Origin of the sequence: Collinsella sp. AM10-26, from assembly GCF_003472525.1 — a bacterium.
Classification (GTDB): Bacteria; Actinomycetota; Coriobacteriia; order Coriobacteriales; family Coriobacteriaceae; genus Collinsella.
On record NZ_QRMC01000002.1, the window covers coordinates 63,951 to 89,704 of the forward strand.

Below are 25,754 nucleotides of genomic sequence, written 5' to 3' on the forward strand. Positions count from 1 at the left end.
AGGCAGGCGCCCGCATGGGCGCCTTTTACTTTTCAGGGACTTAGCCGCAGCTAAGGCACGCGGCTCGTGGCCGTTTCGTGAAGGCCCGACCACCTCGACCCGTCTCCGCTCCCGCCGTGCGCGCCAATCGCCATCAGGCGGTTCAATCGTCGCGTAGACGAAAAGGCACACGGAACCGCGCAGACGCATCGCGCGGAAGTAAAGCGGCTCGAAGATCGCATCGATCGGACATGCCTCCTGGCACGCGCTGCTCGGCGGAGGGGTCGATGAGCCTCAGGCCGACCGCGTTCCAGTCCTCGTCGTACGCCGTGGCGTAGCGATCGACTATCTTCCATCCGTCGATGACGTAGACGCCGTTGTCGCCCTGGTCGCCCAAGTTGCGGTATCGGTCTATGCCCACCGAGAGCGAGCCTCCGAAGAAGTTGCCGACCACCTGGGCCATCCGCGCCCATCCGTAGTGTTCGGCCAGGTCGCTCGCCTGCTCCTTCGTGAGGAAGCAGGCGAGGCTCATGTCCATGACCGCGCAGAGGCGAACGAACTCGTCGACGTGCATGGAGCGCTGCCCGTTGAGGACGTACCAGAGGCGCTTTCTGTCCACATTGATTCGGCGGGCGAGTTCGGCCACGCTGATGCCGCGGTCCTGCCGCGCCCGCTCTATCCTTGCGACTATAAGATCGGCCTGGTTCATCCGCTTCCCCGCTTTGAAAATTTCTTTCGTGTCTCGGAAAACTCGGATTGCCAATTCTTCCGAATTTCTGTGAACCTTATCAATTGACCTATGCATCGCGGAGAAAAAGGCCTGTTTCGAGGCCTTTTGTCTCCATTCTGGGAATATATCCTGCTCATTTAGGGTTATTCGCGCTGAAAGATTTTGACTAGCTTGGTGTCCTTTATTTCGTAAATAATGTCTGCGACGTTCTCGACCAGCCTCTTATCGTGGGAGACGAACACTATCGTTCCGGCATAGGCGCTCATCATCTGCTCGAGGGCTTCGGCGCTCTTGATGTCCAGGTAATTTCCAGGCTCGTCCATGAGCAAGATGTTGTATCTGCCCAGCAGCATCTTCGCGAGCAGCAGCTTGATGACTTCGCCTCCCGAGAGAACGCCAACGTCCTTTGCCAGGTCACGCGGTCCGATTCCCATAGAGGCGAGGATGCTTCGGATTTCGGTCATGCTGTACTCGCAACCATCCTGCATGAACGAGATCGCAGACTGACGGGCGTCGAACTTGTAGCCTGTTTGCTCGAAGTAACCGATCTCTGCCTTGGGAGAGATGTTGATACCGTCGGCGCGTCGAGCGATTGCCTTCAGCAGGCTGGTCTTTCCTGTACCGTTGCCACCGGTGATGGCCACTTTGGCACCGAGCGGTATCTCGAATTTCGCGTGGTCATAGAGCATGCAGTTGCCGAAGCTCAAGTTGAAATCGTCTGCCGAGATGGGAAATTTACTATGCAGTTCCAGGGCCTTGCTCTGGCGGAACCGCACGGTGCGAATGCTGTCAGGGGCCTCAATCCCTTCGAGCGCTTCGAGGCGCTTCTCCATGTTCTTAGCCGCCTGGTACATCCTCTTCTGTTTGGTGCCGGTTGCTTTCTGATGTCCCAATCGACCTGCATTCTCGTTGCTTTTCTTTGCGCCCTTCTGCTTGGCGTCGACCTGCCGTGCTTTTTTCCGTTGTTTTTCGATGGCGGCTTCAAGGCGCTCGCGCTCGCGCATCGCCTCTTCGTATCGAGCCGCCTGAACTTTGCGCTCTTCTTCTTTCTGTCGCAGATAGTCGGAGTAGTCACCCCAGAATTCGGAAATACCGCCGTCTTTGAGCTCCCAGATCTTGTCCACTACCTGATCGAGAAAATAACGGTCATGGCTCACAATGAGCAGGGCTCCATCAAATGCCTTGAGTTGTCCGACGAGAAGACTGATGCCGTCTTGGTCGAGGTGGCTCGTAGGCTCATCAGCAAAGATCGCGCTTGCCTGCTGGGAGAGCGCAGAGGCAATCTTGGCGCGTGTCTCCTCTCCGCCGCTCATCGTCTCCTGCGCCACTCCGGCGACGTTGAGACGGGAGAGCATCTCACCACTGCCCTGAGCCGCATCAAGGTCGAGTTCATCGAGTTGGCCGATGAGGGCAATGCTGCCGAAACGCCTGACGTCGGCGTCCGCAATGGTAAGATTGCCGCTCAGAATTTTAAGCAGGCTGGTTTTGCCTGCGCCATTGTCTCCCACCAAGCCGATGCGATCGTAGGAGTAGATTTCCAACTCTTCGATATCTAGGATATCGCGGCCGGCATATTCCAAAAAGATGTCTTTAGCTTTGACTATGAGTTCCATAGGTTGAACCGCCTTTTGTGTATTAGCGTTTTACTGGAAGCGCAGCCATGCCAAAAAAGATTGCTCACGTCGATTTTTCGCCTTTGCCCAATTGCCGGCGCGAGCGTTTTGACCTTGCGCAAGCCGGCAAATCCGAAAATGATAGTTGGCGACGAATAAGGAGCGCGATGCGGAATGTCGGTGCAATACCTCGTCGTCGCAAGGGCTTGAAGGCTGACGCTTGAACCGATGGCTGCTGCCTCTTTTTTTCGAATATTTGGGCTATTGAATCTGCCCGGTATCTCTTTTCCCCGCGTTTCGGACGCTCGGAGCAAGCAGCATAGCCATCGCAAGCAGTACCATGGTCGCTCCAGAGCCGACGAACCATAACGGAGCTCCAAGCAGATCCGCAAAAACGGAGGGGGCTGCGAGGCCCATGGGCATGGCCCACGCCATGATGGTTCCGTAGAGGCCGAAAACGCGGCCTAGGTACTCAGGAGGTATCTGCTCCTGCATAAGGGCAGTCTGGGTTCCCGCGTACAACGGGGAGCATGCGCCCATAAGAAAGCTCACCGGCAGGAAAGCAGCGAACAATGACGGGCCGAGCGATCCGGATACGATTGCGGCAATGCCGAAGCCGGCAATCGCGGCGACCATGGTGAACGACCTATTGCGGAACCCTCCCGTAACCGCCAAGATGCCGGACCCAGCCAGCATGCCTGCAGAAAAAAGGATTTCCACCAAAGCGGCATCCCCCGTGCTACCGCCAAGATGCCCCAAGGTCATTATTGGGAACAATGCCGCGAGCGGAGAGAACGCGAAAGCGAAGACGAACCCGCACCAAAGAAGGGCGAACAGCCCCCTGTACTCCCTAATCAGCTTGTAGCCGTCCGAAATCTCAGAGAAGAGCTCTCGAACCTTATTGGAAAAGGACAAGCTGCGGTCGGCTTCATCGAGGCCCCCTGCGTCTATCTGTGCGGCGAGGACGGCTAAAGAAGCGAAAAGCGCTCCCAGCACGTCGAGGACAATCATAGCGGTAATGCCCGCCACGGGATAAATCACTGCTGCAAGCGCGGCGCCAAGAATGTATCCGCCGGACTGAATCGCCTGAGTCACCCCCGATAGGCGAACGAGATGCTCTGGCGGGGCGAGATGGGGCGTGAGAGATTGGGAGGCTGGCGTGTAGAACGAAGTACCAACTGCACGGAGAAACAGGGCGATGAGAATTAGCCATGCAGGTAAGCTGCCGGCCAACGAGGCAATCGCCAAGGCGGCACCCACCGCGGCAATGAAGAGGTCGGCGCCGATGAGGACACGTTTCAAAGGCAGTCTGTCGACAACGGCGCCCGCAAGGATTCCGAACAAAGCAATCGGCAGAAAGCCTGCCAGCGATGCTAAGGAGAGGAGAGAAGACGACCCTGTCGTGAGGGCGAGATGCCAAATAAGACCCATTTGGAGAATCGAACTCGTCAATGTCGAAACGAGCTCCCCGCCCCATACGAAACAAAGCTTGAATTGCCATGAATGGCACAGCAGAACAGACCTGCCCCGAGAGGTTTCAAATATCATGGTTATGTCCAATCGTGAAATGGCGTGCAGAAAAACAGCGCGACGCCACAACAGCGCCGCTTTCTAGGCGCTCATCCACGTGCGGAAAAGACCAACCACGACACCCCTCCTTTGTTAATTCGGTCTGGCAAACCATGTAATATTAACGAGGCTTGAGTTTGCCTGTCAAGAATCGAGCATCGGTAAGGGCAATCCTCTCTGGCCATTCGATTCCTTTTGTATCTATGGCTGCATTTACGTTATGCGGTTATCTATTTCGTTAGAATTCGCATGCCGTCAAATTTGAGTCACGGTACATTAATTTCACTGGGGCAATCTCGTAAGTCACGATGAGTCACGAAACTCGCGAGGATGTGACACACGGTCATTGTAGCTTGGAAATCCACTGCGGAGATAGAGTAAGGGTGGCGATCTACATCTTCAGTGCTTGAAAACGGCCTTCTTTGAAGCATTGCGCAATCTCACCAAGTCTTGTTGCTATCTCTTCGAAAGGCGCATTTAGATCTAGAGCGCAGGAGGCGAAAGGATGACCAATCTCTCTCCAGTGCTTAGTGGTCATCTATAGTTAAAAACTCTCTCCAGTTTGTCTCAGTTTGTTCCAGTCAACCCTATTTACATCCAGTCTCAAAAATTGACGTTTGGGCATGCGGTCAAATTTGGGTCACGGTTTTTCGGACCAACTGAGTCATTCTCTGGGGTCACGTTGGATCACGGCCTAACCGGAGATCCAATCGGAAAGAAGCGCTGCGGTCTCGTTGTTGGCGGAGTAGTGCATCCAGCGGCCATCCTTTCGACAGCTGACCAGCCCGGCGGCGCAGAGTTGCTTCACATGGTGGGAAAGGGTGGGCTGGGTGATGTCCATCTGCTCAAGGATGTTGCACGCGCAGATATCGTCCTTGTCCTTGATAGCCTGGTAGATGCGCAGGCGCGTGGGGTCGCCCAGCGCCTTGAACGCCGCCGCGAGGCTCTCGTTGTCCATGGTTTCCTCCTGTCTGTATGGCAGCTTCAGTATATCACGCAAATTTATATATTGACATACGTCTATGTATCTCCTATATTGCCCTCATACATAGATATATATTGATACGTCAATATGGAAGGAGCGCCAATGGAATCCATCGGAATGTTCATCTTGGACCAGGTGCTGAAGATGCAGTGGCTGAGCGAACTGATCGCCGCCTTGTTGGGCGCGCTCGGCATTGACACAGCGGGCCAGTGGGGCGGCACGCTCCACTTCTTCATCTATGACACGGTGAAGATCGTCATCCTGCTGTGCGTGCTCATCTTCGCCATCAGCTACATCCAGAGCCACTTCCCGCCGGAGCGCAGCCGCAAGATAATGGGCCGTTTCAAGGGTGTCTGGGGCAACGTGGTAGGAGCGCTGTTGGGAACTGTGACGCCGTTTTGCAGCTGCAGCTCCATCCCGCTGTTCATCGGGTTCACCCGCGCGGGCCTGCCGCTGGGCGTCACGTTCAGCTTCCTCATCAGCTCGCCCATGGTGGACCTGGGCAGCCTGGTGCTGATCATGAGCATCTTCGGTCCGGGTGTGGCCGTGGCCTACACGGTGGTGGGCCTGCTCATCGCCATCGCCGGCGGCGCCATCATCCAGAAAATGGGCATGGAGGGACACCTGACCGACTTCGTGCGCGGCGACGCGCCGGCGGACGCCGAGCTTTTGTCCATGACCGTGGCCGAGCGCCTGGCCTACGCCCGCAAGGAGACCTGGGGCACGTTCAAGAAGGTGTTCCCGTACATCCTGCTGGGCGTGGGAATCGGCGCCTTCATCCACAACTGGATCCCCGCCGAGTGGATCGAGCTGGTCCTGGGCGACGGCAACCCCTTCGCCGTGGTGCTGGCCACCCTCGTCGGCGCGCCCATCTACGCCGACACCTTCGGCGCCATCCCCATCGCCGAGGCCCTGTACTACAAGGGCACGGGCCTGGGCACGGTGCTGGCCTTCATGATGAGCGTCACCACGCTGTCCATCCCCAGCCTGACCATGCTCTCCCGCGTCATCAAGCCCAGGCTGATGGTGACGTTCGTGGGGTTGTGCATCGTCGGCATGTGCATAAGCGGCTACGTGTTCAACTTCCTGCAGCCGCTGTTCTAACCAGTTAGGAGCCCGCACGGTGCGGGCGCGTCGAAAGGAGAAATTGTCATGGGATTGTTCGGGTTCGGAAAGAAGAAGGAAGAGAAGGCGGCCGCCCCCTGCGCATGCGGCGAGGACGCCCCTCAGATGAAGGCGGAGCCCTGCGGCTGCGGAGGCGCCCGCCAGGTGAAGGTGCTGGGAGCCGGCTGCAAGAAGTGCAACGAGCTCAACGAGAACGCCCAAGCGGCCATCGCCGAGCTGGGGCTCGAGGCGGAGCTTGAGTACATCACCGACATGGACCGCGTCATGGGCTACGGCGCCATGAGCCTGCCAGCGCTGGTCGTCGACGGCAAGGTCGTGTCCGCTGGCATGGTGCTCACGCCGGCGGAAGTCGCAGCGTACTTGAGGTAGGAGGAATCATGGAGATCAGATCGACCCGAAGCAACGCCATCCTGTTCTGGAAGGTCGCAGACGGCGATACCGTGGAGGCCGGGCAAGTAGTTGCTTCCCTCGAGCAGGGCAAGGGCACGATGGAGGTCGTGGCACCGTGCGCTGGAAAGATCGAAATTGCCTGCAAGGGCGGCATGGCGTCTGAGGGCCAGCTCCTGGCGACGGTGGACTGATGCTGAACGTCGTGAAGAGCCCCTACCGCACCGCTTACGAGAACCTCGCCTTCGAGCAGGAGCTTCTTCGCACGGGCACGCCCTTCCTTTTCACCCACCGGGACGCCCCCTGCGTCTCGGTGGGCTTCAACCAAGACATTGAAGCGGAAGTCGACGCCGCACTTGCTAAGGAGCTGGGCGTCGACATCGTCCGGAGGCAAAGCGGCGGCGGGGCGGTCTACCGCGACGAGGGGTGCGTGGCATTCTCGATGGCGGTGCCGCGTGATTTACTTCCGCGCGCCATGGAGGTTCCCGAGCGGGCCCTGATGGCCCTGGGCGCGCCGGCCGTCCGAAACGACCGCAACGACGTCTACGTCGCCGGTCGCAAGGTATGCGGATGCGCATGGCAAGACGCTGGCGACCTGGTCGTGTTCCACGGCAGCGTGTTGTTCGATGTGGACCTGGACGCGATGGATCGCCTGCTTGCCCCCGGCAAGAGGAAGTACTGCGGCACCGCCATGAGGTCTGTTTTCACCCGCGTGAGGAACATCAAGGATTTGGTTCCGCAGATGACAGCTGACGAGTTCCAGGGAGCACTCGAGAGAGCGCTCCTCACCTCCGTTTCCTTGGGTGCGATGTGATTTCCGCCGGTCTCTTTCACGTGTGCCTCCGTCAGCTCCCTGACCGTGAGAAGCCTAGGGATGCGATCGCAATAAGAAAACCCCAGCTAAACTGGGGTTTTCTTATTGCGCAAAGCCTATACGGGCAACTTTCACTCTATAGTTAAAACTTTCTCCAGTTTGTTCCAGTTTGTCCCAGTTTGTTCAGTCAACCCTATTTACATCCAGTCTCAAAAACTGTCGAGAATCCATGGGGTCAGATCTGGGTCACGGTTTTTCGGACCAACTGGGCCATTCTCTGGGGTCACGCTAGGTCACAAAGCGCATACGCTTCGACTAAAGCATTTCCTTCTTCTGGATATGCTTCAGGTGGTTCTTCCTGAATGCGGGGTAGTTGGCGCCGAACACCTTCGCGTCCGTCTCCGTCAGCTCGCTTCTCTGGAACTTAATGTCGGTGAGCTTCAGGGTGCAGATGCAGTCCGCAACCCGGGAAAGCCTGTACTCCCTGGCGCTCGCCATCCTGTACAGGACCGCGTCCTTGGAGAGAATGAAGTCCAGCGCGCTGTGGAGGGCGGCGGTCACCATCCGCTGTCCGTTGTCGTAGTAGATCTTCACACGGTCGAAGTTCTGGAAGTACTCGAGGTTGTCGGTGAGGAAGACGACGAGGTCGCGCTTGAACCTTGCGGTGAAAAGCTCCGGCTCCTCGACCTCGCTCCTCTTGTAGGCAAACGACTTGCAGCGGAACGGCGCACGGCGGCAGAACGACTCGAAGCTGGCAAGCATCTTCTTCCGAGTTTCCATCTCAAGGTCCCTGTAAGGCTCCTTGCCGTACATCAGGGGAGATGCATGGAACGGGAGATTCGGCAGACCCTTCCTCGCGAGGTCTTCCTCCATGGCCAAGATGTAGCCGTCGAGCACCTCGTCCTGCTAATGGAACACCAGGGACACGATGCAGCAGGCCGAATGGCCGTTTTGGCTGCCCGACTCGTCGACGAATATGCTCAGCTCCCTGGCTATGAGAAACCTCCTAAAACGAAAAGTGCCGGGGGACACCCCGGCCACTTGGTAGAAGCAAATGCCTCCGATGAATTTATACCACGAACAAGGAGGCGCTTCAAGAAAGGAGATTTCATGGGTGCATACAAGGACGAGAAGAGGGGCACGTGGTACGTGAGCCTCAGGTACAGAGACTGGCGGGGCGAAAGCAGGAAGAAGATGAAGAGGGGCTTCGCTACAAAGCGCGAGGCGCTGGCGTGGGAGAAGTCGTTCAACCACCGCATGGTCGGCGTGGCGTCGATGCCGTTCGAGGACGCCTGCGAGCTCTACCTTGAAGAGATTGTGCCCGGGCTCAGGCCAGGAACGGTGCAGGGGAAGCGCTGCATGTTCGAGCAGCGAATCGTCCCGTTCTTCAAAGGGGTCTCCGTTGGCGACGCCAACGCGCTGGCGGTGATGGAATGGGGAACATGGCTCATGTCCTTGCGGACAAAGGACGGAAAGCCCTATTCGACGGCGTACCTGAACACGCTGACCTCACAGCTTTCCGCCATGTTCAACCACATGATCAGGTGCCACGCCCTTGCAACGGGAAACCCAGTGCTTGTCGCAGGTGCGCCGGAGGGACGCGAGACCGAGCCCAGGTCGGTTTGGACCGCTGACGAGTACCTCAGGTTCTCGAACATGGTGGCAGACCGCCCGCACCTTCATCTGGCATTCGAGTTGCTGTTCTGGTGCGGCTTGAGGAGGGGTGAGATGTTAGCGCTCACCTACGAGGACTTCGACCTGGACAAGGGCACCGTTAGGGTTACCAAGAGCCTGTCCAGAATCGGCGGAAGGGATGTGGTCGGCCCGCCGAAGACAAGGCAGTCGTACCGCGTCGTCACCATGCCCGGCTTCCTTACGGATGAAGTCGGGGACTACTTCTCGTGGAACGAGGGGTCGAATCCTACGGACAGGGTGCTGCCGAAAGTCACCGCAAGCACATTGGGTAAGGCCTTGGCGCGCGGTGCGAGGGGTGCGGGCTTGCGACGAATCCGCGTCCACGACCTGAGGCACAGCCATGCCTCAATGCTCATCGAGAAGGGCTTCAGCGTCCCAGCGATCGCGGCCAGGCTCGGACACTCGGGTCAGGAGATAACTCATAGGTACATGCACCCTTACTCCGATTCAGACTCCAAGATCGCCTTGGCCTTGGACGGGAAGCTGTAGGTGTAGGCGATGACATTCAAGGGAAGAAGGCGTATGAGGACCGTGGCGTTCAGAGTCGACGAGGTGACCTTTGCCAAGATCGACGTGCTCAGCAGGCTCTCCGGACTGAGCAAGCAGGACTACATGGAGGCGCGGGTGCTCGACGAGAGCGTCGTCGTGGTTCCGAGCTCAAGAGTGGCGAAGATGCTGTTGGAATATGCCCAGGAGGTCTATAGGGAGCTGCTCCGTGCAAGGCGCGAGGGCAGGGCGCTTGACGAGGATTTCGCATGGTCGCTGCTCACCTTGTCGGAATTCCTATCGGGTTTCGGAGATGGCTCAATGCGCGATATCGACGTCGAAATAGCCTCATGGGAGCGAGCAATGTGACTTCATGGCGACTTCACGGGCAGACCTGCGATTATCGTAAAACCAGCGCGTATTGACGGCACTTCCAGCCTTCTTGGCAACTATTCGTGGTGAGTAGCTGCGGGTGGCTTGCACCTTAGTTGAGTAAACGCAAAACCGCAGGTCAAAGCGGATTTTTGAAACTCCGTGAAGTCATGAAAAAGGCCCGTGATGCCGATTTGAAGCTTGTAAAATGTTCAAATCTTTGTCACGGGCCGATTGTTCAACCAGCTAGAAATAAGTAAAACCGCAGGTCAGAGGCTGTTTTTCATAACCTGTAAACCACTATGGCCTTACTCCCACTCGATGGTCGCGGGCGGCTTGGACGTGATGTCGTAGCACACGCGGTTGGCGCCGGGAACCTCGGCCACGATGCGGCCGGAGATGCGGGCCAGGACGTCGTAGGGCAGCTTGGCCCAGTCGGCGGTCATGGCGTCGCTAGACTCGACGGCGCGCAGGATAATCGGGCGCTGATAGGTGCGCTCGTCGCCCATAACGCCGACGGACTTAATGTCGGGCAGGACCGCGAAATACTGCCAGCAGCTGTGCTCGGAGTTGCGCTCGCCGGTCTGCTCAAACAGACGCTGGTTGTAAGCATCGAGCTCCTCGCGCACGATGGCGTCGGCATTCTTGAGAATCTCGAGCTTCTCCTTGTCGACCGCACCGATGATGCGGATGGCCAGACCCGGGCCCGGGAAAGGCTGGCGGAACACGATATGACCCGGCAGGCCCAGCGCCAGACCAAGTGCGCGGACCTCGTCCTTAAAGAAGTGGTCGAGCGGCTCGATAAGGTCGAAGTGCACGCCCTCGGGGAACGGGATCAGGTTGTGATGGCTCTTGATGGTGGCCGTCTTGCCGCCCGTCTTACGAGCGCCGGACTCGATGATGTCGGGGTAGATGGTGCCCTGAGCCAGGTACTTGACCGGCTTGCCATCGCACTCGAGCTGCTGGGCCACAGCGAAGAACTCTTTCCAGAACTGCGTGCCGATGATACGGCGCTTCTCCTCGGGCTCGGTCACACCGGCCAGAAGTTCGGCATAGCGGTCCTCGGCGTGGACGTGAATAAAGTCGACGTCGAACTGCTTGGTGAAGACCTCCTCCACCTGCTCGGGCTCGCCCTTGCGCAGCAGGCCGTGGTTGATGAACACGCAGGTCATCTGCTTGCCCACGGCGCGGGCGCCCAGCGCAGCCACGACGGAGGAGTCGACGCCACCGGACAGGGCCAGAATCACGCGGTCGTCGCCGACCTTCTCGCGGAACTCGGCCGTCATGGTCTCGACCAGGTTGTCCATGCTCCAGTTGGGCTCCAGGCCGCAGATCTCAAACAGGAAGTTGCTCAGCAGCTGCTGACCGTACTCGGAATGCTTGACCTCGGGGTGGAACTGCGTAGTGAAGATCTTGCGCTCAACGCACTCCATGGCGGCAACCGGGCACACGTCGGTGCTGGCGGTGACGGTAAAGCCTTCGGGCACCTCGGAAACGGCGTCGCGGTGGCTCATCCACACGGTCTGCTCCATGGGCGTGGAGTTAAAGAGCTTGGCGCCAGCCGTGCGCGTAATGGTAGCGCGGCCGTACTCGCCCACCTCGGAGTGACCGACCTTGCCGCCGAGCGTCACGGCCGTGATCTGATGGCCGTAGCAAAAGCCCAGGACGGGAAGGCCCAGGTCAAAGATGGCAGGATCGATGGACGGAGCGTCCTCGGCATACACAGAAGCCGGGCCGCCAGAAAGGATGAGCGCAGAGGCGTTCATCTCGCGAATCTCATCGGCCGAGATGTCGCAGGGAACGATCTCGGAATACACGTTGAGGTCGCGGACGCGACGGGCAATGAGCTGACCGTACTGCGCACCAAAGTCGAGTACGAGGACCTTTGCGGAAGCCTTTTGATCCATGGTTTCCCCCTCTTGTTGGCGGGGAGCCGGTGCCCACCCGCGTGAATGAACGAAAATAACTTTCATAGTGTACACGTTATATGGGGTTTCTCGTCCCTCGCAGCCATCAGCGCACGGCAAACGCACGACCGGGGCCCTATTTGACGGCAATTGGAGTGATACTAAACGTTACAGATGATGTAATACGTTTGAACATTGGACGCCCTGTGCCACAATACTGCCGAACGACTCCGCCTCTGCGGCGGCAAATACGATAGGAATACCAGCATGAAGCGCATCCTTCTCATCGCCACGGGCGGCACCATCGCATCGACCGAGGACGGCAATGGCCTCTCCCCCGCCCTGACCGGTGAGGAGCTCGCCCAGAGCGTCCCCGAGATCTCGGGTCTTTGCGAGTTCAATGTCGTGCAGCCCATGAACATCGACAGCACCAATATGCGCCCCAGTGACTGGATGCGTATCCGCGACGTCATCGTCGAGGGTTATGCCGACCACGACGGCTTCGTGATTCTGCACGGCACCGACACCATGAGCTACACCGCGGCAGCGCTTTCCTACCTGATTCAGGACAGCCCCAAGCCCATCGTGCTCACCGGCTCGCAAAAGCCCATGGGCAATCCCTTTACCGACGCCAAGCTCAACCTGTACCAGAGCCTGCTCTATGCGCTCGACGAGCACTCGCATGACGTCTCGATCGTGTTTGGCGGCGTCGCCATTGCCGGCACACGCGCCCGTAAGCAGCGCACCATGAGCTTTAACGCGTTCATTAGCGTCAACTATCCGCCCATCGCCTATATCCGCAACGACCGTATCGTGCGCAGCGGGCTTCACGGCACGCATCAAGGCGAAAACCCGGTGCGCTTCTACGACCACATCGACCCACGCGTATTTGTGCTCAAGCTCACGCCCGGCGTGAACCCTGGCGTTCTGGACGCTCTGGCCGATAGCTACGACGCCGTGATTCTGGAGACCTTTGGCATTGGCGGCATCCCCGAGTTCGGCGAGTCCGGCGAGTCGTTCCAAGAGGCAATTTTCCGCTGGGTCGATTCGGGCCGCACCGTCGTTATGACCACGCAAGTCCCCGAAGAGGGCCTTGACCTGGGTGTTTACGAGGTCGGCCGTGCTTACGCCGACCATCCGGGCATTCTGCGCGGCGATGACATGACCACCGAGACGCTCGTGGCCAAGACTATGTGGGCACTCGGCCAGTCACGCGATGCCGCCGAGATTCAGCGCCTGTTCTACAGCCAAGTCAACCACGACCGCGTCCCGATGGCGTAATTCAGTTGTCGACGGGTATCCCCTATTCGATACCCTCGAGAAGCTCTGACACCGTCATGCCAAGGGCGGGCGCGATCTTAAATAGAACCTTGAGCGTGAAATTTGCCGTTCCATCTTCGATTCTGTCGAGATAGGGGCGGCTGATTCCTGCTGCCACACAAAAATCGACCTTGGAGATACCAAGGTCCCTGCGCGTCTCTTCGACCCGCCTGCCAAGAATCTGTTTAGCACGTTCGTCCATGCAGACGAGTTTGAAATGGAGCCGAACATAAACGTAAACTATAGTTTACGTTTTGCCGAATACACAGGAGTTTTCTATGTCGGGTTCTTCGGTCCGCACGTACCGAGCCACGCTTCGCACAAACAGCGCACCGCCCAAGCTCGTCGTCGTTGAAGCAGAATGTCTTTCGCCCGATGAGCGCACAGCATTTGCATTGCTATCAAGTCGCGTCGCCGCCGTTCTGGTCCCTTGCCCGGCGCAAGGCGAACTTGCCATCCAATGCCAAGCGCACAGCTGCTCGCTCAATCAGGCTGCCGTAATCACAACCAGCCAACGCGGTCTGCCCCTTCTCCTAGAAGCCGGTACCGCGCTCACCCTTCGCGGCGCCGGATACGAAAACGAGGCCGCCGCCGATATGGTCTTTAAACCACGATCGAGCGGCGGCCTCGCAGCAGCCATTGAATATGCGTGCAGGCTCGTTGCCTAGAAGAACAAGTTAGAAACCAAAGCCAAAGCCCGTTCCGGTAATCGCCGAGTACATAAAGTAGACGTTGATTACGTTGAGAAACACACCCGTGATGCAGCCGTTTCGCAGGTAGCGCTCGCACACGATGCGCGCCATGGCGGCGGAGTCATCATTGTTTTTAGCCTGGCGTCCTGCCGTAAAGTACGTCGCCACGCTCAGCAGTAGGTTGAGCACCGGCAGTGCCAGCAACTCGTAGCTCTTGCCCCAGCGCGTCACCTCGCCGGCTGCGTTAAACTTCGTTGCCACCTCGGGACCAATGTTGGGGATAACACACGCTGCGACCACCAGCGGAATCACCGCAAGTACGAGCAGAGCAATACCCATGTAGCCAGCTTTTTTGCCATACTTAAACATATGCGTCGTCCTTACACGTTAAAGCGGAAGTGCACGACGTCGCCATCGGCCATGACATAGTCCTTGCCCTCAATACGCAGTTTGCCGGCGGCCTTGGCGCCCTGCTCACCGCCGAGCTCGATGTAGTCGTCATAGCCAATGACCTCGGCCTTAATAAAGCCGCGCTCAAAGTCGGTATGGATGACACCGGCAGCCTGCGGAGCGGTCGCACCCTGACGCACCGTCCAAGCCTTGACCTCCATCTCGCCAGCCGTAAAGAACGACTGCAGGCCAAGCAGCTTGTAGGCGGCCTGCGCGAGCACGTCCAGACCGGGCTGCTCCAGGCCCAAGCTCTCCAGGTAGTCGGCCGCATCCTCGGGATCGAGCTCGGAAAGCTCAGCCTCGATCTTGGCGCAGATGGGCAGTGGCTTGACACCATCGATGGGCGCCAGGTCGTCGTTGAGCATATCCTCGTCCACGTTGGCCACATACAGGATGGGCTTCATGGTGAGCAGGAACAGGCCCTTGGCAGCGGCGCGCTCCTCGTCGGTCATCTCCATGGATGCGGCGCGCTTGCCCTCGTTGAGCCAGGCAAGCAGGCGCTTGGCGACCTCAAACTTGGGCATGAGCTCCTTGTCGCGCTTGGCCTCCTTCTCGAGCTTAGGCAGCTGCTTCTCGAGCGTGCCCATGTCGGCCAGGATGAGCTCGGTCATGATGGTATCGGCGTCACCGGCGGGGTCGACGAACTCGCCCGTGCGGCCCACCTCGCGCATGACGTTGGGATCCTTAAAGTAGCGCACGACCTCACAGATGGCGTCGGTCTCGCGAATGTTGGCCAAGAACTGGTTGCCCAGGCCCTCGCCCTCGTTGGCACCCTTCACCAGGCCAGCGATGTCGACAAACTCGACCGTAGCCGGCACAATGCGGCCGGGGTTAACGATGTCGGCGAGCTTTTGCAGGCGGCTATCGGGCACATCGACGATACCCACGTTGGGGTCGATCGTGGCAAACGGGTAGTTGGCGGCAAGGCCGGTCTTTTTGGTAAGCGCGGTGAACAACGTCGACTTGCCCACGTTGGGCAGGCCCACGATACCGATGGAAAGGGACACGACAGCTCCTTTTGGTACAGGTACTTCAAACTTCATAAGTATAGCGCCGCCGCAGCATCCGGGCGAATCCGGACACCGCGGCGGCGCAAATGAAGCAGAGATAGGGGTCGCTGACTAGTCTGCGAGCTTTTCCACCTGATCGAGCATCTTGTCAAGCTTGGCCTTTGCCTCGGCCTTGACCTTCTCTGCCTCCTCGTGGGCCTTGGCCTTCTGAGCGGCCTTTTCCTCGGCTTCGGGGTCGACGACAACCAAGTTGGACGCATCGTGCTCGACCAGCTTGAGCGCATGTTCGGGACAAACCTTGACACAGGCGCCACAACCCAAACAATACGTGGACTCCAGTGCAAAGCGACCGCTTCCCACCAAATCGCAGGCGGACGTGGGGCACGCGTTAACGCACTCGCCGCACGACGTGCACTTGTCAAAATCGCACTCCGGCGTGCTCACCTGCATGTTCTGGGCAAGCTCGGGGTGGTTTTGCAGCGTCGAGAGCACCAGCTGTCGTCCGTGTGTGAGCGAGCGGCGACGCTTGGTCGTTGTGGTACCGCACATGGTGTTGAGTGTGCGCTCCAGCTGGGTGATCTGATGGCGATGGGCTTTGAGCTTCTGCGTCACCGAAGCCAGTGCCGCCGTCGCCGGATTGAGTTTGGTCACGGTCAGGCCCGTGGTACGGGCAATCTTATCCATGTACTCCTTGCGCTCGTACTCGCGACGCTTATGGCACTTGAGGCTCTTGGGATCGACCTCTAGGCCCATACCCGTACCGGCCCATTCCTCGGCCTTCGCAATCGCCTCGCCCAGCATGTCCTCGCCACCGGTGTTGCGGCATTTATCGCACACGCCCAGCGGCAGATACACGCTCACGTTGGGATAGTCGGCCAGTACCGAGAACCAAGTCTCGGCCGTAATATCGCCCACGCAGGCAACGACGACCTCATTCTCGCGCGGCATGCGCTTAAGGGCACGCGTGCAGGTAACGTAGGCGGTCTCGTGGCTCGTGGCCGCCGAGACAATGTCGTCATACAGGTTTTTGGGCGCCAGGCGCGGCGAGATAATCGCCTCGGTCGGGCAGGCGGCGGCGCACAGGCCGCACTTGCGGCAGGAGTCGAGGATCTCGATGGCGTCTTCCTCGACCTCGATGGCGTCCACCGGGCACACGTCCATGCACGCGGTACAGCCGCTCTTTTCGTTTTTGCAAGCCAGGCACGGTATGGTGTTACCGCGCGGGCGCTCCTTGTAGTCAGCAGGATTCCACTGCGGAGCCGACGGATCGAGCGCGTCGGTCACACCGCCAAGCGGGTTTTTAAGAAAGTCGAAACCCTTGCTGATCTCGATAATGTCATCAAACAGATCGTGTTCCTGCGCCATGCGCGGCCCCTCCCTGAGCAGTGCAAACAAGCGATAGATAATGATACGCTAACAGCTCACACGTCGGCCAAAATACATGCAGAGTATCTTTTGCGGAAACCGGCGGAAACTAAAAGCGAAAACCGTTCGACCCAACAAGATTCCCGTCTGTCAATTGCTCACCTGGATAAATTTCGACATAACTTCTTATCGTATCTTGCACCTTGTCTTGCTCTAACCTTTTGACGTCAACATACCTAAATCTTGGGAGACAGATTATGGACCAGACCGCAACCGATGTGCGCCATATCGAGCGCATCAACCCGCCGCACCGCCTGCTCATGGCGCCCGGCCCCACCACCGTCGACCCGCGCATCCTCTCGGCGATGGCCACGCCCACCGTGGGCCAGTTCGACCCTTACATGCTCAAGATCATGGGCGAGGTGCAGGACATGCTGCGCTACACCTTTAAGGCCCCCGGTTATGAGGCCCTGATGGTCGATGGTTCCTCGCGTGCCGCCATCGAGTGCGCGCTCGTTTCCATCATCGCCCCCGGCGACAAGGTGCTCGTCTGCTCCGCCGGCCGCTTTGGCTCGCTGCTGGCCGAGATCGCCACGCGTGTGGGCGGCGACGTCACCGTCATCACCAAGGAGTGGGGTCACGTCTTTGAGCTCGCCGAGATCAAGGCAGCCATCGACGAGGTGCAGCCCAAGCTCGTCTGCACCGTCGCGGGCGACACCTCGACCACCATGCTGCAGCCGCTCGAGGGCCTGGGCGACATCTGCCACGCCGCCGGAGCCTTCCTCATGACCGACGCCACCGCCTCCTTCGCCGGCAACGACCTGCGCTGCGCCGAGTGGGGCATCGATATCGCCACCGCCGGCATGCAGAAGTGCATGGGCGGCCCGGCCGGCATCTCCCCCATCGTCGTCTCGCCCGAGGCCTTTAAGGCCATGGTCGCGCGCAAGTCCATCGAGGAGGGCATTGCCGACTCCCCCGAGGACGTCCTGCCCGTCGAGAAGCGCATTCGCTCCAACTACTTCGACTTCCCGCAGCTCGTCGATTACTGGGGCCCGCGCCGCATCAACCACCACACCGAGGCCACGCACATGCTCTACGCCGCGCACGAGACCCTGCGCCTCATCTGCGAGGAGGGCATCGACGAGGACATTGAGCGCCACCGTCTGAACGGCGCCGCCATGGCCGCCGGCGTTGCCGGCATGGGCCTTGAGCTCTACGGCGACCAGTCCACGCGCATGAATGACGTCATCGGCATCGTCATCCCCGAGGGCGCAACCGACGCCGTGCGCGCCGCGCTGCTCGAGAACTACGCCGTCGAGATCGCCAGCTCCTTCGGCCCGCTCAAGGGTCACATCTGGCGCGTGGGCGTCATGGGCTGCAACGCCCGCAAGGACTGCATCATGACCACGCTGCTCGCCCTGGGCTCGGCCCTGCTCGATGCCGGCGTACAGGTGGACATCACGGCCGGCGTCGCCGCCGCCGAGGCCGTCTACGCAGCGTAGCGGCCACCAGCACAAATCAACCACGCAAAAGGGGGCAGGCCACATCGATGGCCCGCCCCCTTTTATTGAAGGAGCCGAGCAGACAAAACCCAGCACCATCGCACAAAAAAGCACCTGCGACTGTCAGCCTGTCGCAGGTGCCCCATCTATACAAACGCTGCCCGTGCCTCCCAGAGCTGCGTAAGTACCAAGTATTTAGCGCACGATCGTGGTGCCGGCGCCCTCGTTGAGCTTAGCCAGGCACTCGAGCGAGGTGATCGTGGCGCGACGGCCCTCGCCGGACTGCACAAAGCGCATGCAGCCGCGAACCTTGGGCAGCATCGAGCCTGCGGGGAACTGGCCCTCCTCGATGAACTGCTCAGCCTCGGCGATAGAGATCGTCGAAAGCGCGCGCTGCGTGGGCTTGCCGAAGTCGACGCAAACATTGTCCACGCCCGTGCAGATCACCAGGTGATCGGCATCGACGGTCTCGGCGATCTTCTCGGCCGTAAGGTCCTTGTCGATAACACCCTCGACACCATAGACGCCCTTGTCATCCTCGAGCACGGGGATGCCGCCGCCACCGGTGCAGATGACCACGATGCCGGCATCGGCGAGCGCGTTGATGCCCGCGCAGCCGGGAAGCTCCATGGGCTCCGGCGAGGGCACCACGCGACGCCAGCCGCGACCGGCATCCTCGATGTAGGTCTCGTTGGGGTTGGCAGCCATAAGCTCGCGAGCCTGCTCCTCGGAATAGAACGGGCCGATGGGCTTGGTGGGGTTCTTGAACGCCGGGTCGTCCGGGCTCACGGTCGCCGTCATGGCGAGCACCTGAACGAGCTTCTTGATGCCGGCACGCTTAAGGGCACCGCGCATGGCGAGCATAGTCCAGTAACCGATGGAGCCCTGAGTCATGGCGACGCAGGTGTCGAGCGGCATGGCCGGGTTCTTCTCGGAGTTGGCGGCCTCCTGCTGCAGCAGCAGATTGCCGACCTGCGGGCCGTTGCCGTGGGTGATGATAACCTCGTCGCCGGCGGCAATGAGCGGCACGATGTAGTCACACGTGGCGTCCAGCGCCTTCATCTGGGCTTGTGCGGTGGGGTCGTCGGTGAGGATGGCGTTGCCGCCCAGAGCGATAACGATACGCTCAGCCATAGATGGCCTCCTTCAAAACTGATGTCATATGAAACCCTGGGGCCGATCGAGCGAACCGGCCCCAGAAATCAAGCGGCGCACCGTACAGGCGACGCGCCGAGAAACCTGCTACTCGGCGAAGCGGTTCTTGTGGTCCCAGCTGTTGATGTACAGCTTGTCGGAGACCAGGTAATCGTAGATATCGTCGACGATCTCGATACCGCCGGCAGCGTCGCACTTGGCCTTACGGATGAGGGCGCGCTCGCCGGGGTAGTACACCTTGTCGTAGCCGGGAGCAGGCTTGACGGCGCCCAGCTCGTCGAGGGTCTTGGACATATGCTGCTTGAACTCGTCAAGACCGCAGAAACGGCTCGGGTCGATGACGATGTGCAGGTGACCAAGCTCGCGGCCCTCGGACAGATCGTGGTACATGGAGGAGACGTTCTGGCCGGCCGGCACGCCCAGCAGGATGCCGGAGAGGATGTCGACGACCATCATGAGGCCATAGCCCTTGGGGCCGGCGATGGCGCGCAGAGCGTTGACCTGGTGCGGGTCGGTGGTGGGGTTACCGTCGACGTCGACCGCCCAGTCATCGGGGATGGAACGACCGGCGCTCTTGGCGTCGAGGATCTTGCCCCAAGCCTGAACGGTGGTAGCCATGTCGAAGTTCACGAATCGATCGTCGGCCGTGGGGGCACCGAAGGCGATGGGGTTGGTGCCGTAGAAGGGCTCAGCGCCGCCGTAAGGAATAACCATGGGGTCGGACTGGCACATGGTGAGGCAGCACAGGTCGTTCTTGGCGGCCATCTCGGTGTAGTAGCCCAGAGCGCCGGTGTGGGAGACGCGCTTGACGCCCACGACGCCGATGCCGTTCTCCTTAGCGAGCTCCATGGCCTTCTCGAGGCCCAGGATAGCGAAGGGATAGCCGCAGCCGTTGTCACCGTCGACGATGCCGGTGCAGGGGCCGGTCTGGGTCCAGGTCCACTTGGGATCGGTGGTAATGCCGCCCTTGGAGATGCGCTCGGTGTAGTACTCGACACGAACCTCGCCGTGGCTGTGCAGGCCGCGCTCGGACGACCAGGTAAGCACCTCGGCGGTCTTCTCGGCGTGCTCCTCCGAAAGGCCGGCAGCCATGAACTTGTTCTTCATGAGGGTCTTGAGTTCTTCGCGCTTGACGAGCATGTTGACCTCCTATGGTCTACTTGAGGCAAGGCTAGGCGCTTGCCTCGGGTTTTAAACAAATCAAAAGATGAATCCAGTAACAGGCAAATCGTTACGCCGCTGTATGCACGGGACTCGCCGCATGTGTCGCCACGTAAGAAAAGCCAATCGAAAGACCCAGCAGGGCATCGACGCCCGACGTGCTGCCGATGTGCTCGATCGATGTCGCAGCGTCACCGAAGGCGGCGGCATCGCGATTGCGAGCCGCGAGCAGCAGATCGCGATACACCGGGTTCACGCCGCCGCGAGAAAACGCCTCGACATAGGAGCAGGCAACTGGCGTGGTGCGCCCTGTCGACTCCTTGGCGAGAAGATCGACGAGCCCGGTAGCTTGGCCAAAAGCGCTGCGAGCGCAGGCATAACCCAGGAGCACGTCGTCTCCCGAGGGCGTAAGGCCAAGACCCCTGCCGCACAGATAGCGCACGTGCTCGGCGATCCGCCGGGACGACGTGCCCTCGCGAAGGCCCGTGAGCGCCCGCATCGTTTCCGCACTGGGGGGAAGCCCCGAGCGCTCGCGCAAGCGACGCTCCCCCAACCAAGAAAGTGCCCATCGTGCCGATTCGACATCGAAGAGGGGCGGGACGGAGCAATTGACGGGCTCCGCCCCCTGCAAATCGATTGACACGGTGCCGTCGGAACGGTACAGGCGCAGATAATCGTTACGGACGGTCACGACCTGACCGGGTTTAAGGCCGTCCAGCACAAGCGGCATCTCGCCTGCGGGAATGGTGATGCTCGTGCACGAGAATGCATCGGCATCGCGCCCCACGTGTACCAGGGCGCCATCGAGCTCGACATTAAAGCTCGTATTGAACACGCTGTGCACATGGCCCATCAAGGGAGCGCGGAGCCCCTCGAGCGCATAGGGCGAAATCTGGACGGCCGTGAGTGCCATGGTGTTACTCGATTCCCAAGCTTGCGCAGTAGGCCTCGAGTGCCTTCTCAAAGCAGCCGAGCGGGGCGCGCACGGTGCCGGCGCCGATCTGACCGACGCCTGCCTTCTTGTGGGCAATGCCGGTGTTGATGAGCGGCGTGATGCCGGTGGCGACAACCTTGCGGATGTCAATTGCCTGGCAGGTGCCCTTAAAGTCCCACGTGGGGATGGTCCAAGCGGGGTTGTGGGTGACGCAGATCTTCTCCATCTCGTTGGAGGTGGCAAGTGCGTCCTCAAAGCCGCCGGCACCGACGAAGCGGGTGACGCCGGGGGCAGCGATCATAGCCATGGCGCCCACGCCCACGGTCTCGGTGATTGCAGAGTCACCGATATCGGGGTTGGCATCCTCGGGGGCAAAGCCGGTAAAGTACAGGCCGTTGGGCGTGTTGACGGGAGCGGTGAACCACTCGTCGCCGAGCGAGGAGATACGCACGCCAAAGTTCTCGCCGTTGCGGCACATGGTGGTGACGACGCAGCCCTCGTGGTCCTTGCGGACGTAGTCGACGATGGACTTGCCCATAGCCATCATGATGTTGAGGAAGAACTGGTCGGTATCGGCCAGGAACTGGATGACCTCTTCCTTCTCCTTGGCGTCCCACTCCATGTGGGTGATGAGGGGTGCGACCTCCTTAAGGAAGCACAGGGAAGCAGCGATGTTGCGCTGGTGGAACTCGTCGCCCATGGTAATGGCCTTGGCAACGAGAACGTTGAGGTTAATGCCACCCTCCTTGAGCTTGAGAGCCGCGGAGAGGACGGGGCCGAGCACGTCGCGCATCCAGCGCAGGCGATTGACGACTTCCTCGGAGTAGGCGCCAAAGCGCAGCACCTTGCCGATGCCCTCGTTCATGGTGCAGTAGCCCACGGTACCGTCAACGCGGTTCTCGACCACGACGAGCGGCATATTCTGCGAGGTGATGCCGCCCATGGGGCCCACGGCGTGGACATGGTGGCACGGAATGAACTTGACCTCGCCGCTCTCGAGCAGCTTGCGGGCGTCGGCCTCGTTGTCGGCCCACTCCTCAAAGAGGACGGCACCGACGCAGGAGCCCTGCATGGGGTCGGTCATGTGGCTGTACTCGATCGGAGGACCGGCATGGAGGATGACCTTGCCGTTGATCTCGGGGATGAGGTCCTTAGCCGGACGGACGTCCACCAGAAATGGCTGCGAGGCGCGGAAGCGCTCGACAATGCGATCGTTCTGCTCATCGATCTCGTCGTGCTTTGAGAGCTCGGTCAGAAGATGAATCATGCGCTTGTTGCCGCCTGCCATGGGCTTCCAGGCATACTGGACGGCCTTGGCGCCGTACTTGACGAGCGGGTCGACGAAGCTCTCGACACCGACGTTGATAACGCGGGGCTTGGTGGTGAGGAGCTCCATCATGGCCTCGGAAGGCTCGGGGAGCGGAGAGTTGTCCTTGACGGCGTAGTCGACGGTCGGACGGTCGGCCTCGGTGTAGTCGATACCCTTGAAGGCAAGCGCGGCACGAACGGCGCGGGCGTTGCTCGACTCCATGACGGCGCCGGCATCGGCCAGCAGCTTGACGGAGCGGTCGTAATCCTGCGGATCGTGGCTGGTGCCCACAACGGTGCCCACAAAGTGGAGCTCGCGGCCGTCGGCACGGGCGGTCTCGATGCACTCGGTGATGACCGGGGCAAGCTCGGCGGCCATATCGGGATGGCAACCATAGCCGAGCACGCAGTCGAAGACGATGACGCCCGTGGTGGGCTTGGCGGCGTACTCGCGCATCATCTTGACGCGGACCTCGGGGTCGATCATGGGGTGCGGGCGACCCTGGGTGTACACGTCGTCGCCCAGGTCGATGACGTCATAGCCGCCGTGACGCAGCATGTAGCCGTCTTCCTTGATGATGTGGCCGAGCTCAAGCGCCTCGGTGATCATCATCGCAGCCTCGCCGGCAAGGGTGCCACCGGAGTAGAGACCGACGACGGTCTTGTCCTCGGCGAGGGGTTCGGCGACCGTAACGTCGACGGGCTCGCAGTAGTTGGCCTTGACCTCGCGGCCGGCAGCCAGATCCACGGCGATCTGTGCGCACTCCTCCAGGGTGTGGGCCAGATGCACGTGACCCAGATGGGCCTCGGGCTTCTCGCCAATAAAGATCGCGACGACCGGCTTCTCGCACTTCTCGAGCAGGTCGATGACCTCGTCGCGGACCTCGGGCGCGGGCGGCTTGGAGATAACGCAGATGACGTCGGTGGCGTCATGGTTCTCGAGCGCCACGATAGCGTCCTTAACGGTCACGGCGCCGACCTTGGCGTTAAGGTCGCGGCCGCCGGTGCCGATGGCATGTACGCAGCCGCCACCCATACGGTCGATGGCGCAGGTGACTTCCTGGATGCCGGTGCCCGAAGCGCCGACGATACCGATGTTGCCGGGGTTGATCACGTTGGTGAAGGCCACGGGCACGGAGCTGATCACGCCGGTGCCGCAGTCGGGACCCATAAAGAGCAGGCCCTTCTCGTGCGCCTTCTGCTTTAGACGAACCTCGTCCTCCAGCGCGACGTTATCGGTAAAGGAGAACACGTTGAGGCCCAGGTCGAGTGCGCGCTCAAGCTCGGGCGCGGCATACTCGCCGGGGATGGAGAAGAGAGCCAGGTTGGCATCGGGAAGCGCCGCCACGGCCTCCTCCCAGGAGGTGGCGGTGGTGTTGCCGCCATCGGCAGCCTTCTTGACCGAAAGGTCATCGAGGAAGGCCTCGGTCTCGGAGAGCACCTCGTCCACGATCTTCTCGTCGTCGGCCTCGACGACGATCACCATATCGCTGGGGTTGGCAGCGGCGGCCTCGGGCGTCAAAAGGCCTGCGGCATCGTAGATGTCCTTGTTGGCATCGGTGCCCATCATGATCTGGCTCTGGACCACGCCGGGCATGGCGTTGATCTTATTGGTGAGCAGCATCAGGTTGATGGAGTCCTGATACGAGTTTTGCTTTACAACCGTATAAAGCATCTGCATCGCCGACTTTCTGTATCTGTATGTCTCGGTGGGTGTACCGTCACGCTGTAGGCCGTAACGGCAACGAGCGTCTGATGACAGTAAACCATGCACCAAGGTTCCATTCATTATCTTGAGTGTCTAGCGATTTGGACTCGACTTTATCCACAGTGGACATTGTTGGTGATTTCCTTAGTCAGTATTGTGTAAGCCAACGCACGGAATCGACGTTGCACCACACGCCTCGCCGATCCTCAACCAATTTATAAGGAGTGTAGATATGAGCACCTCCGTACAAGAAGTGGAATCGGTTCGCGACTGGCTCGCATCCTTCGGTACCGATGAGACCGGTGGCATGACCCGCCTGCTCTTTACGCCCGAATGGCTCGATGCCCAGCTCGCCCTCAAGCAGAAGTTTGAGGATATGGGCATGGTGGCCGAGTTCGACGAGGTCGGAAACCTTGTGGGCACCTACCCCGGTACCGACGGCACGGATGATGTCATCGCCTGCGGTAGCCACGTCGACACCGTCGTTCACGGCGGCAAGCTCGATGGCGCCCTCGGCATCTTCGGTGGCTACCTTGCCATCAAGGATCTGGTCGAGACCCACGGCGCCCCCAAGAAGTCCCTTCGCGTCATCTCTATGGCCGAGGAAGAGGGCAGCCGCTTCCCCTTCGTCTTCTGGGGCAGCAAGAACATGGTCGGCACCGTTCCCGAGTCCGCGCTCGAAGGCGTTGCCGATAACGACGGCGTTACCTTTACCGAGGCCATGAAGAACTGCGGCTTTGGCGTTCGCACCGCCCACACGAGTCCGCTCGACAACGTCAAGGCATTCCTGGAGCTCCACATCGAGCAGGGCAACACCCTCGAGATGGAAGGCAAGAAGGTGGGCGTCGTCACCGCCATCACCGGCCAGCGTCGCTACAACATCCGCCTGCACGGCGAGGCCAATCACGCCGGCACCACTCGTATGTGCTATCGCCACGACGTGATCCAGGTCTTCTCCCAGATTGTGACCGAGTCCATCGCCAAGGCTAATGCCGAGGGCGATCCGCTGGTACTCACCTTCGGTCATATTGAGGTTACCCCCAACACCGTCAACGTCGTTCCCGGCGATGCCATGTTCACCATGGACTGCCGTCACACCGACAAGGACACGCTCGTCCGCTTCTCCGAGGAGATCGAGGCCGATATGGCCCGCATCGCTGCCGAGCATGGTGTGGAGATCGAGATCGACCGCTGGATGGACGAGGACCCCGTTCCCATGAACGCCGAGCTCGTCACCAAGATCGAGCAGGTCGCTAAGGACTCCGGTGCCAACTATCGCATGATGCACTCCGGTGCCGGCCACGATTCCCAGGTTATCGCCCCGCATGTTCCGACCGGCATGTTGTTTGTCCCGAGCGTTAAGGGCATCAGCCATAACCCAGCCGAGTATACCGAGGGCGAAGACCTCAAGGCCGGCATCGACATGCTCGGCGCCGCCCTCTACAACCTTGCCTACTAGCGGCTATCAGCCCTTACGAAGGGAGGCA

General features: G+C 60.1%; 24 protein-coding genes. 10 read left to right on the plus strand and 14 right to left on the minus strand.

The window, feature by feature from the left end; translation table 11 throughout:
* Positions 1-142 precede the first annotated feature (142 nt).
* From DW123_RS09630 to DW123_RS01920, 4 genes are all read right to left on the minus strand, one after another.
* Entirely contained in the window at positions 143-688 is a 546-nt protein-coding gene (locus DW123_RS09630; RefSeq protein ID WP_199568408.1) for a helix-turn-helix domain-containing protein, read from the minus strand.
* A 164-nt stretch (positions 689-852) separates the two neighbouring features.
* The gene (gene abc-f / locus DW123_RS01910) at positions 853-2,322 is read right to left on the minus strand and encodes a ribosomal protection-like ABC-F family protein (RefSeq protein WP_117734620.1); all 1,470 of its coding nucleotides are present in this window, start codon (positions 2,320-2,322) and stop codon (positions 853-855) included.
* Positions 2,323-2,583: 261 nt separating this feature from the next.
* The gene (locus DW123_RS01915) at positions 2,584-3,870 is read right to left on the minus strand and encodes an MFS transporter (RefSeq protein ID WP_118273046.1); all 1,287 of its coding nucleotides are present in this window, start codon (positions 3,868-3,870) and stop codon (positions 2,584-2,586) included.
* 715 nt (positions 3,871-4,585) lie between these two features.
* A complete protein-coding gene (locus DW123_RS01920) occupies positions 4,586-4,849 on the minus strand; it encodes a helix-turn-helix transcriptional regulator (RefSeq protein ID WP_117763648.1) in 264 nt (87 codons plus the stop codon).
* Positions 4,850-4,978: 129 nt separating this feature from the next.
* Here DW123_RS01920 and DW123_RS01925 point away from each other — a divergent pair, with 129 nt between their 5' ends.
* The 4 genes from DW123_RS01925 to DW123_RS01940 are packed head-to-tail and all read left to right on the plus strand — an operon-like array spanning position 4,979 to position 7,202.
* Positions 4,979-5,980 carry a permease gene (locus DW123_RS01925; RefSeq protein WP_199570178.1) on the plus strand — a complete coding sequence of 334 codons (1,002 nt, stop codon included), beginning with the start codon at positions 4,979-4,981 and terminating at the stop codon, positions 5,978-5,980.
* 48 nt (positions 5,981-6,028) lie between these two features.
* Complete coding sequence (locus tag DW123_RS01930) at positions 6,029-6,370, plus strand: thioredoxin family protein (protein WP_118273048.1); 342 nt, start codon at positions 6,029-6,031, stop codon at positions 6,368-6,370.
* An 8-nt stretch (positions 6,371-6,378) separates the two neighbouring features.
* Positions 6,379-6,582, plus strand: a complete 204-nt coding sequence (locus tag DW123_RS01935) for an acetyl-CoA carboxylase biotin carboxyl carrier protein subunit (RefSeq protein WP_118273049.1) — start codon at positions 6,379-6,381, stop codon at positions 6,580-6,582.
* Positions 6,582-7,202: a lipoate--protein ligase family protein gene (locus tag DW123_RS01940; RefSeq protein ID WP_118273050.1), complete on the plus strand. Its 621-nt coding sequence runs from the start codon at positions 6,582-6,584 to the stop codon at positions 7,200-7,202. The genes DW123_RS01935 and DW123_RS01940 overlap by 1 nt, the downstream gene beginning before the upstream one ends.
* Before the next feature lie 315 nt (positions 7,203-7,517).
* On the opposite strand, the gene DW123_RS09535 is transcribed toward DW123_RS01940, so the two are convergent.
* Positions 7,518-8,099: an ABC transporter gene (locus tag DW123_RS09535; protein WP_158570705.1), complete on the minus strand. Its 582-nt coding sequence runs from the start codon at positions 8,097-8,099 to the stop codon at positions 7,518-7,520.
* 213 nt (positions 8,100-8,312) lie between these two features.
* On the opposite strand from DW123_RS09535, the gene DW123_RS09540 reads away from it, so the two are divergent.
* Complete coding sequence (locus tag DW123_RS09540) at positions 8,313-9,386, plus strand: site-specific integrase (protein ID WP_158570706.1); 1,074 nt, start codon at positions 8,313-8,315, stop codon at positions 9,384-9,386.
* A 9-nt stretch (positions 9,387-9,395) separates the two neighbouring features.
* Positions 9,396-9,752 (plus strand): mobilization protein, encoded by a 357-nt coding sequence (locus DW123_RS01950; protein ID WP_147351589.1) that lies wholly within the window; start codon positions 9,396-9,398, stop codon positions 9,750-9,752.
* Positions 9,753-10,063: 311 nt separating this feature from the next.
* On the opposite strand, the gene guaA is transcribed toward DW123_RS01950, so the two are convergent.
* Positions 10,064-11,662 (minus strand): glutamine-hydrolyzing GMP synthase, encoded by a 1,599-nt coding sequence (gene guaA, locus DW123_RS01955; RefSeq protein WP_117583320.1) that lies wholly within the window; start codon positions 11,660-11,662, stop codon positions 10,064-10,066.
* Positions 11,663-11,929: 267 nt separating this feature from the next.
* Here guaA and DW123_RS01960 point away from each other — a divergent pair, with 267 nt between their 5' ends.
* Positions 11,930-12,943 carry an asparaginase gene (locus DW123_RS01960; RefSeq protein WP_117734621.1) on the plus strand — a complete coding sequence of 338 codons (1,014 nt, stop codon included), beginning with the start codon at positions 11,930-11,932 and terminating at the stop codon, positions 12,941-12,943.
* Between the two features lie 22 nt (positions 12,944-12,965).
* On the opposite strand, the gene DW123_RS01965 is transcribed toward DW123_RS01960, so the two are convergent.
* Entirely contained in the window at positions 12,966-13,184 is a 219-nt protein-coding gene (locus DW123_RS01965; protein WP_099432713.1) for a helix-turn-helix domain-containing protein, read from the minus strand.
* Positions 13,185-13,260: 76 nt separating this feature from the next.
* Here DW123_RS01965 and DW123_RS01970 point away from each other — a divergent pair, with 76 nt between their 5' ends.
* A complete protein-coding gene (locus tag DW123_RS01970; protein WP_117734622.1) occupies positions 13,261-13,650 on the plus strand; it encodes a hypothetical protein in 390 nt (129 codons plus the stop codon).
* Between the two features lie 9 nt (positions 13,651-13,659).
* Here DW123_RS01970 and DW123_RS01975 read toward each other — a convergent pair whose 3' ends face one another.
* From DW123_RS01975 to DW123_RS01985, 3 genes are all read right to left on the minus strand, one after another.
* Complete coding sequence (locus DW123_RS01975) at positions 13,660-14,043, minus strand: DUF1648 domain-containing protein (RefSeq protein ID WP_089572786.1); 384 nt, start codon at positions 14,041-14,043, stop codon at positions 13,660-13,662.
* Positions 14,044-14,054: 11 nt separating this feature from the next.
* A complete protein-coding gene (ychF, locus tag DW123_RS01980; RefSeq protein WP_035136922.1) occupies positions 14,055-15,131 on the minus strand; it encodes a redox-regulated ATPase YchF in 1,077 nt (358 codons plus the stop codon).
* Between the two features lie 114 nt (positions 15,132-15,245).
* Positions 15,246-16,499, minus strand: coding sequence for a 4Fe-4S binding protein (locus DW123_RS01985; RefSeq protein WP_118273053.1), 1,254 nt, complete (start codon positions 16,497-16,499; stop codon positions 15,246-15,248).
* Positions 16,500-16,756: 257 nt separating this feature from the next.
* Between DW123_RS01985 and DW123_RS01990 the strand changes: the two genes are divergently transcribed.
* Positions 16,757-18,001, plus strand: coding sequence for an alanine--glyoxylate aminotransferase family protein (locus DW123_RS01990; RefSeq protein WP_199407162.1), 1,245 nt, complete (start codon positions 16,757-16,759; stop codon positions 17,999-18,001).
* A 195-nt stretch (positions 18,002-18,196) separates the two neighbouring features.
* On the opposite strand, the gene arcC is transcribed toward DW123_RS01990, so the two are convergent.
* From arcC to fdrA, 4 genes are all read right to left on the minus strand, one after another.
* Positions 18,197-19,135: a carbamate kinase gene (gene arcC, locus DW123_RS01995; protein WP_117743798.1), complete on the minus strand. Its 939-nt coding sequence runs from the start codon at positions 19,133-19,135 to the stop codon at positions 18,197-18,199.
* Positions 19,136-19,243: 108 nt separating this feature from the next.
* Positions 19,244-20,296: an ureidoglycolate dehydrogenase gene (gene allD / locus DW123_RS02000; protein WP_117743797.1), complete on the minus strand. Its 1,053-nt coding sequence runs from the start codon at positions 20,294-20,296 to the stop codon at positions 19,244-19,246.
* 91 nt (positions 20,297-20,387) lie between these two features.
* Entirely contained in the window at positions 20,388-21,230 is an 843-nt protein-coding gene (locus DW123_RS02005) for a DUF2877 domain-containing protein (RefSeq protein WP_117743796.1), read from the minus strand.
* A 4-nt stretch (positions 21,231-21,234) separates the two neighbouring features.
* Positions 21,235-24,240 carry a DUF1116 domain-containing protein gene (gene fdrA / locus DW123_RS02010; protein WP_233540119.1) on the minus strand — a complete coding sequence of 1,002 codons (3,006 nt, stop codon included), beginning with the start codon at positions 24,238-24,240 and terminating at the stop codon, positions 21,235-21,237.
* Between the two features lie 259 nt (positions 24,241-24,499).
* Between fdrA and allC the strand changes: the two genes are divergently transcribed.
* Positions 24,500-25,726: an allantoate deiminase gene (gene allC / locus DW123_RS02015; RefSeq protein WP_118273054.1), complete on the plus strand. Its 1,227-nt coding sequence runs from the start codon at positions 24,500-24,502 to the stop codon at positions 25,724-25,726.
* Positions 25,727-25,754 lie beyond the last annotated feature (28 nt).

Bases quoted from the DNA above. Each gene is read 5' to 3' on its own strand.
- DW123_RS02005 (WP_117743796.1), bottom strand. From the start codon at position 21,230: ATGGCACTCACGGCCGTCCAGATTTCGCCCTATGCGCTCGAGGGGCTC.
- DW123_RS09540 (WP_158570706.1), top strand. From the start codon at position 8,313: ATGGGTGCATACAAGGACGAGAAGAGGGGCACGTGGTACGTGAGCCTC.
- DW123_RS09630 (WP_199568408.1), bottom strand. From the start codon at position 688: ATGAACCAGGCCGATCTTATAGTCGCAAGGATAGAGCGGGCGCGGCAG.
- DW123_RS01970 (WP_117734622.1), top strand. From the start codon at position 13,261: ATGTCGGGTTCTTCGGTCCGCACGTACCGAGCCACGCTTCGCACAAAC.
- DW123_RS01950 (WP_147351589.1), top strand. From the start codon at position 9,396: ATGACATTCAAGGGAAGAAGGCGTATGAGGACCGTGGCGTTCAGAGTC.
- DW123_RS01920 (WP_117763648.1), bottom strand. From the start codon at position 4,849: ATGGACAACGAGAGCCTCGCGGCGGCGTTCAAGGCGCTGGGCGACCCC.
- DW123_RS01925 (WP_199570178.1), top strand. From the start codon at position 4,979: ATGGAATCCATCGGAATGTTCATCTTGGACCAGGTGCTGAAGATGCAG.
- DW123_RS01915 (WP_118273046.1), bottom strand. From the start codon at position 3,870: ATGATATTTGAAACCTCTCGGGGCAGGTCTGTTCTGCTGTGCCATTCA.
- allC (WP_118273054.1), top strand. From the start codon at position 24,500: ATGAGCACCTCCGTACAAGAAGTGGAATCGGTTCGCGACTGGCTCGCA.
- allD (WP_117743797.1), bottom strand. From the start codon at position 20,296: ATGCTCGTCAAGCGCGAAGAACTCAAGACCCTCATGAAGAACAAGTTC.
- arcC (WP_117743798.1), bottom strand. From the start codon at position 19,135: ATGGCTGAGCGTATCGTTATCGCTCTGGGCGGCAACGCCATCCTCACC.
- DW123_RS01940 (WP_118273050.1), top strand. From the start codon at position 6,582: ATGCTGAACGTCGTGAAGAGCCCCTACCGCACCGCTTACGAGAACCTC.
- DW123_RS01990 (WP_199407162.1), top strand. From the start codon at position 16,757: ATGGACCAGACCGCAACCGATGTGCGCCATATCGAGCGCATCAACCCG.
- DW123_RS01960 (WP_117734621.1), top strand. From the start codon at position 11,930: ATGAAGCGCATCCTTCTCATCGCCACGGGCGGCACCATCGCATCGACC.
- guaA (WP_117583320.1), bottom strand. From the start codon at position 11,662: ATGGATCAAAAGGCTTCCGCAAAGGTCCTCGTACTCGACTTTGGTGCG.
- DW123_RS01985 (WP_118273053.1), bottom strand. From the start codon at position 16,499: ATGGCGCAGGAACACGATCTGTTTGATGACATTATCGAGATCAGCAAG.
- DW123_RS01965 (WP_099432713.1), bottom strand. From the start codon at position 13,184: ATGGACGAACGTGCTAAACAGATTCTTGGCAGGCGGGTCGAAGAGACG.
- DW123_RS01930 (WP_118273048.1), top strand. From the start codon at position 6,029: ATGGGATTGTTCGGGTTCGGAAAGAAGAAGGAAGAGAAGGCGGCCGCC.
- DW123_RS01975 (WP_089572786.1), bottom strand. From the start codon at position 14,043: ATGTTTAAGTATGGCAAAAAAGCTGGCTACATGGGTATTGCTCTGCTC.
- abc-f (WP_117734620.1), bottom strand. From the start codon at position 2,322: ATGGAACTCATAGTCAAAGCTAAAGACATCTTTTTGGAATATGCCGGC.
- DW123_RS01935 (WP_118273049.1), top strand. From the start codon at position 6,379: ATGGAGATCAGATCGACCCGAAGCAACGCCATCCTGTTCTGGAAGGTC.
- fdrA (WP_233540119.1), bottom strand. From the start codon at position 24,240: ATGCAGATGCTTTATACGGTTGTAAAGCAAAACTCGTATCAGGACTCC.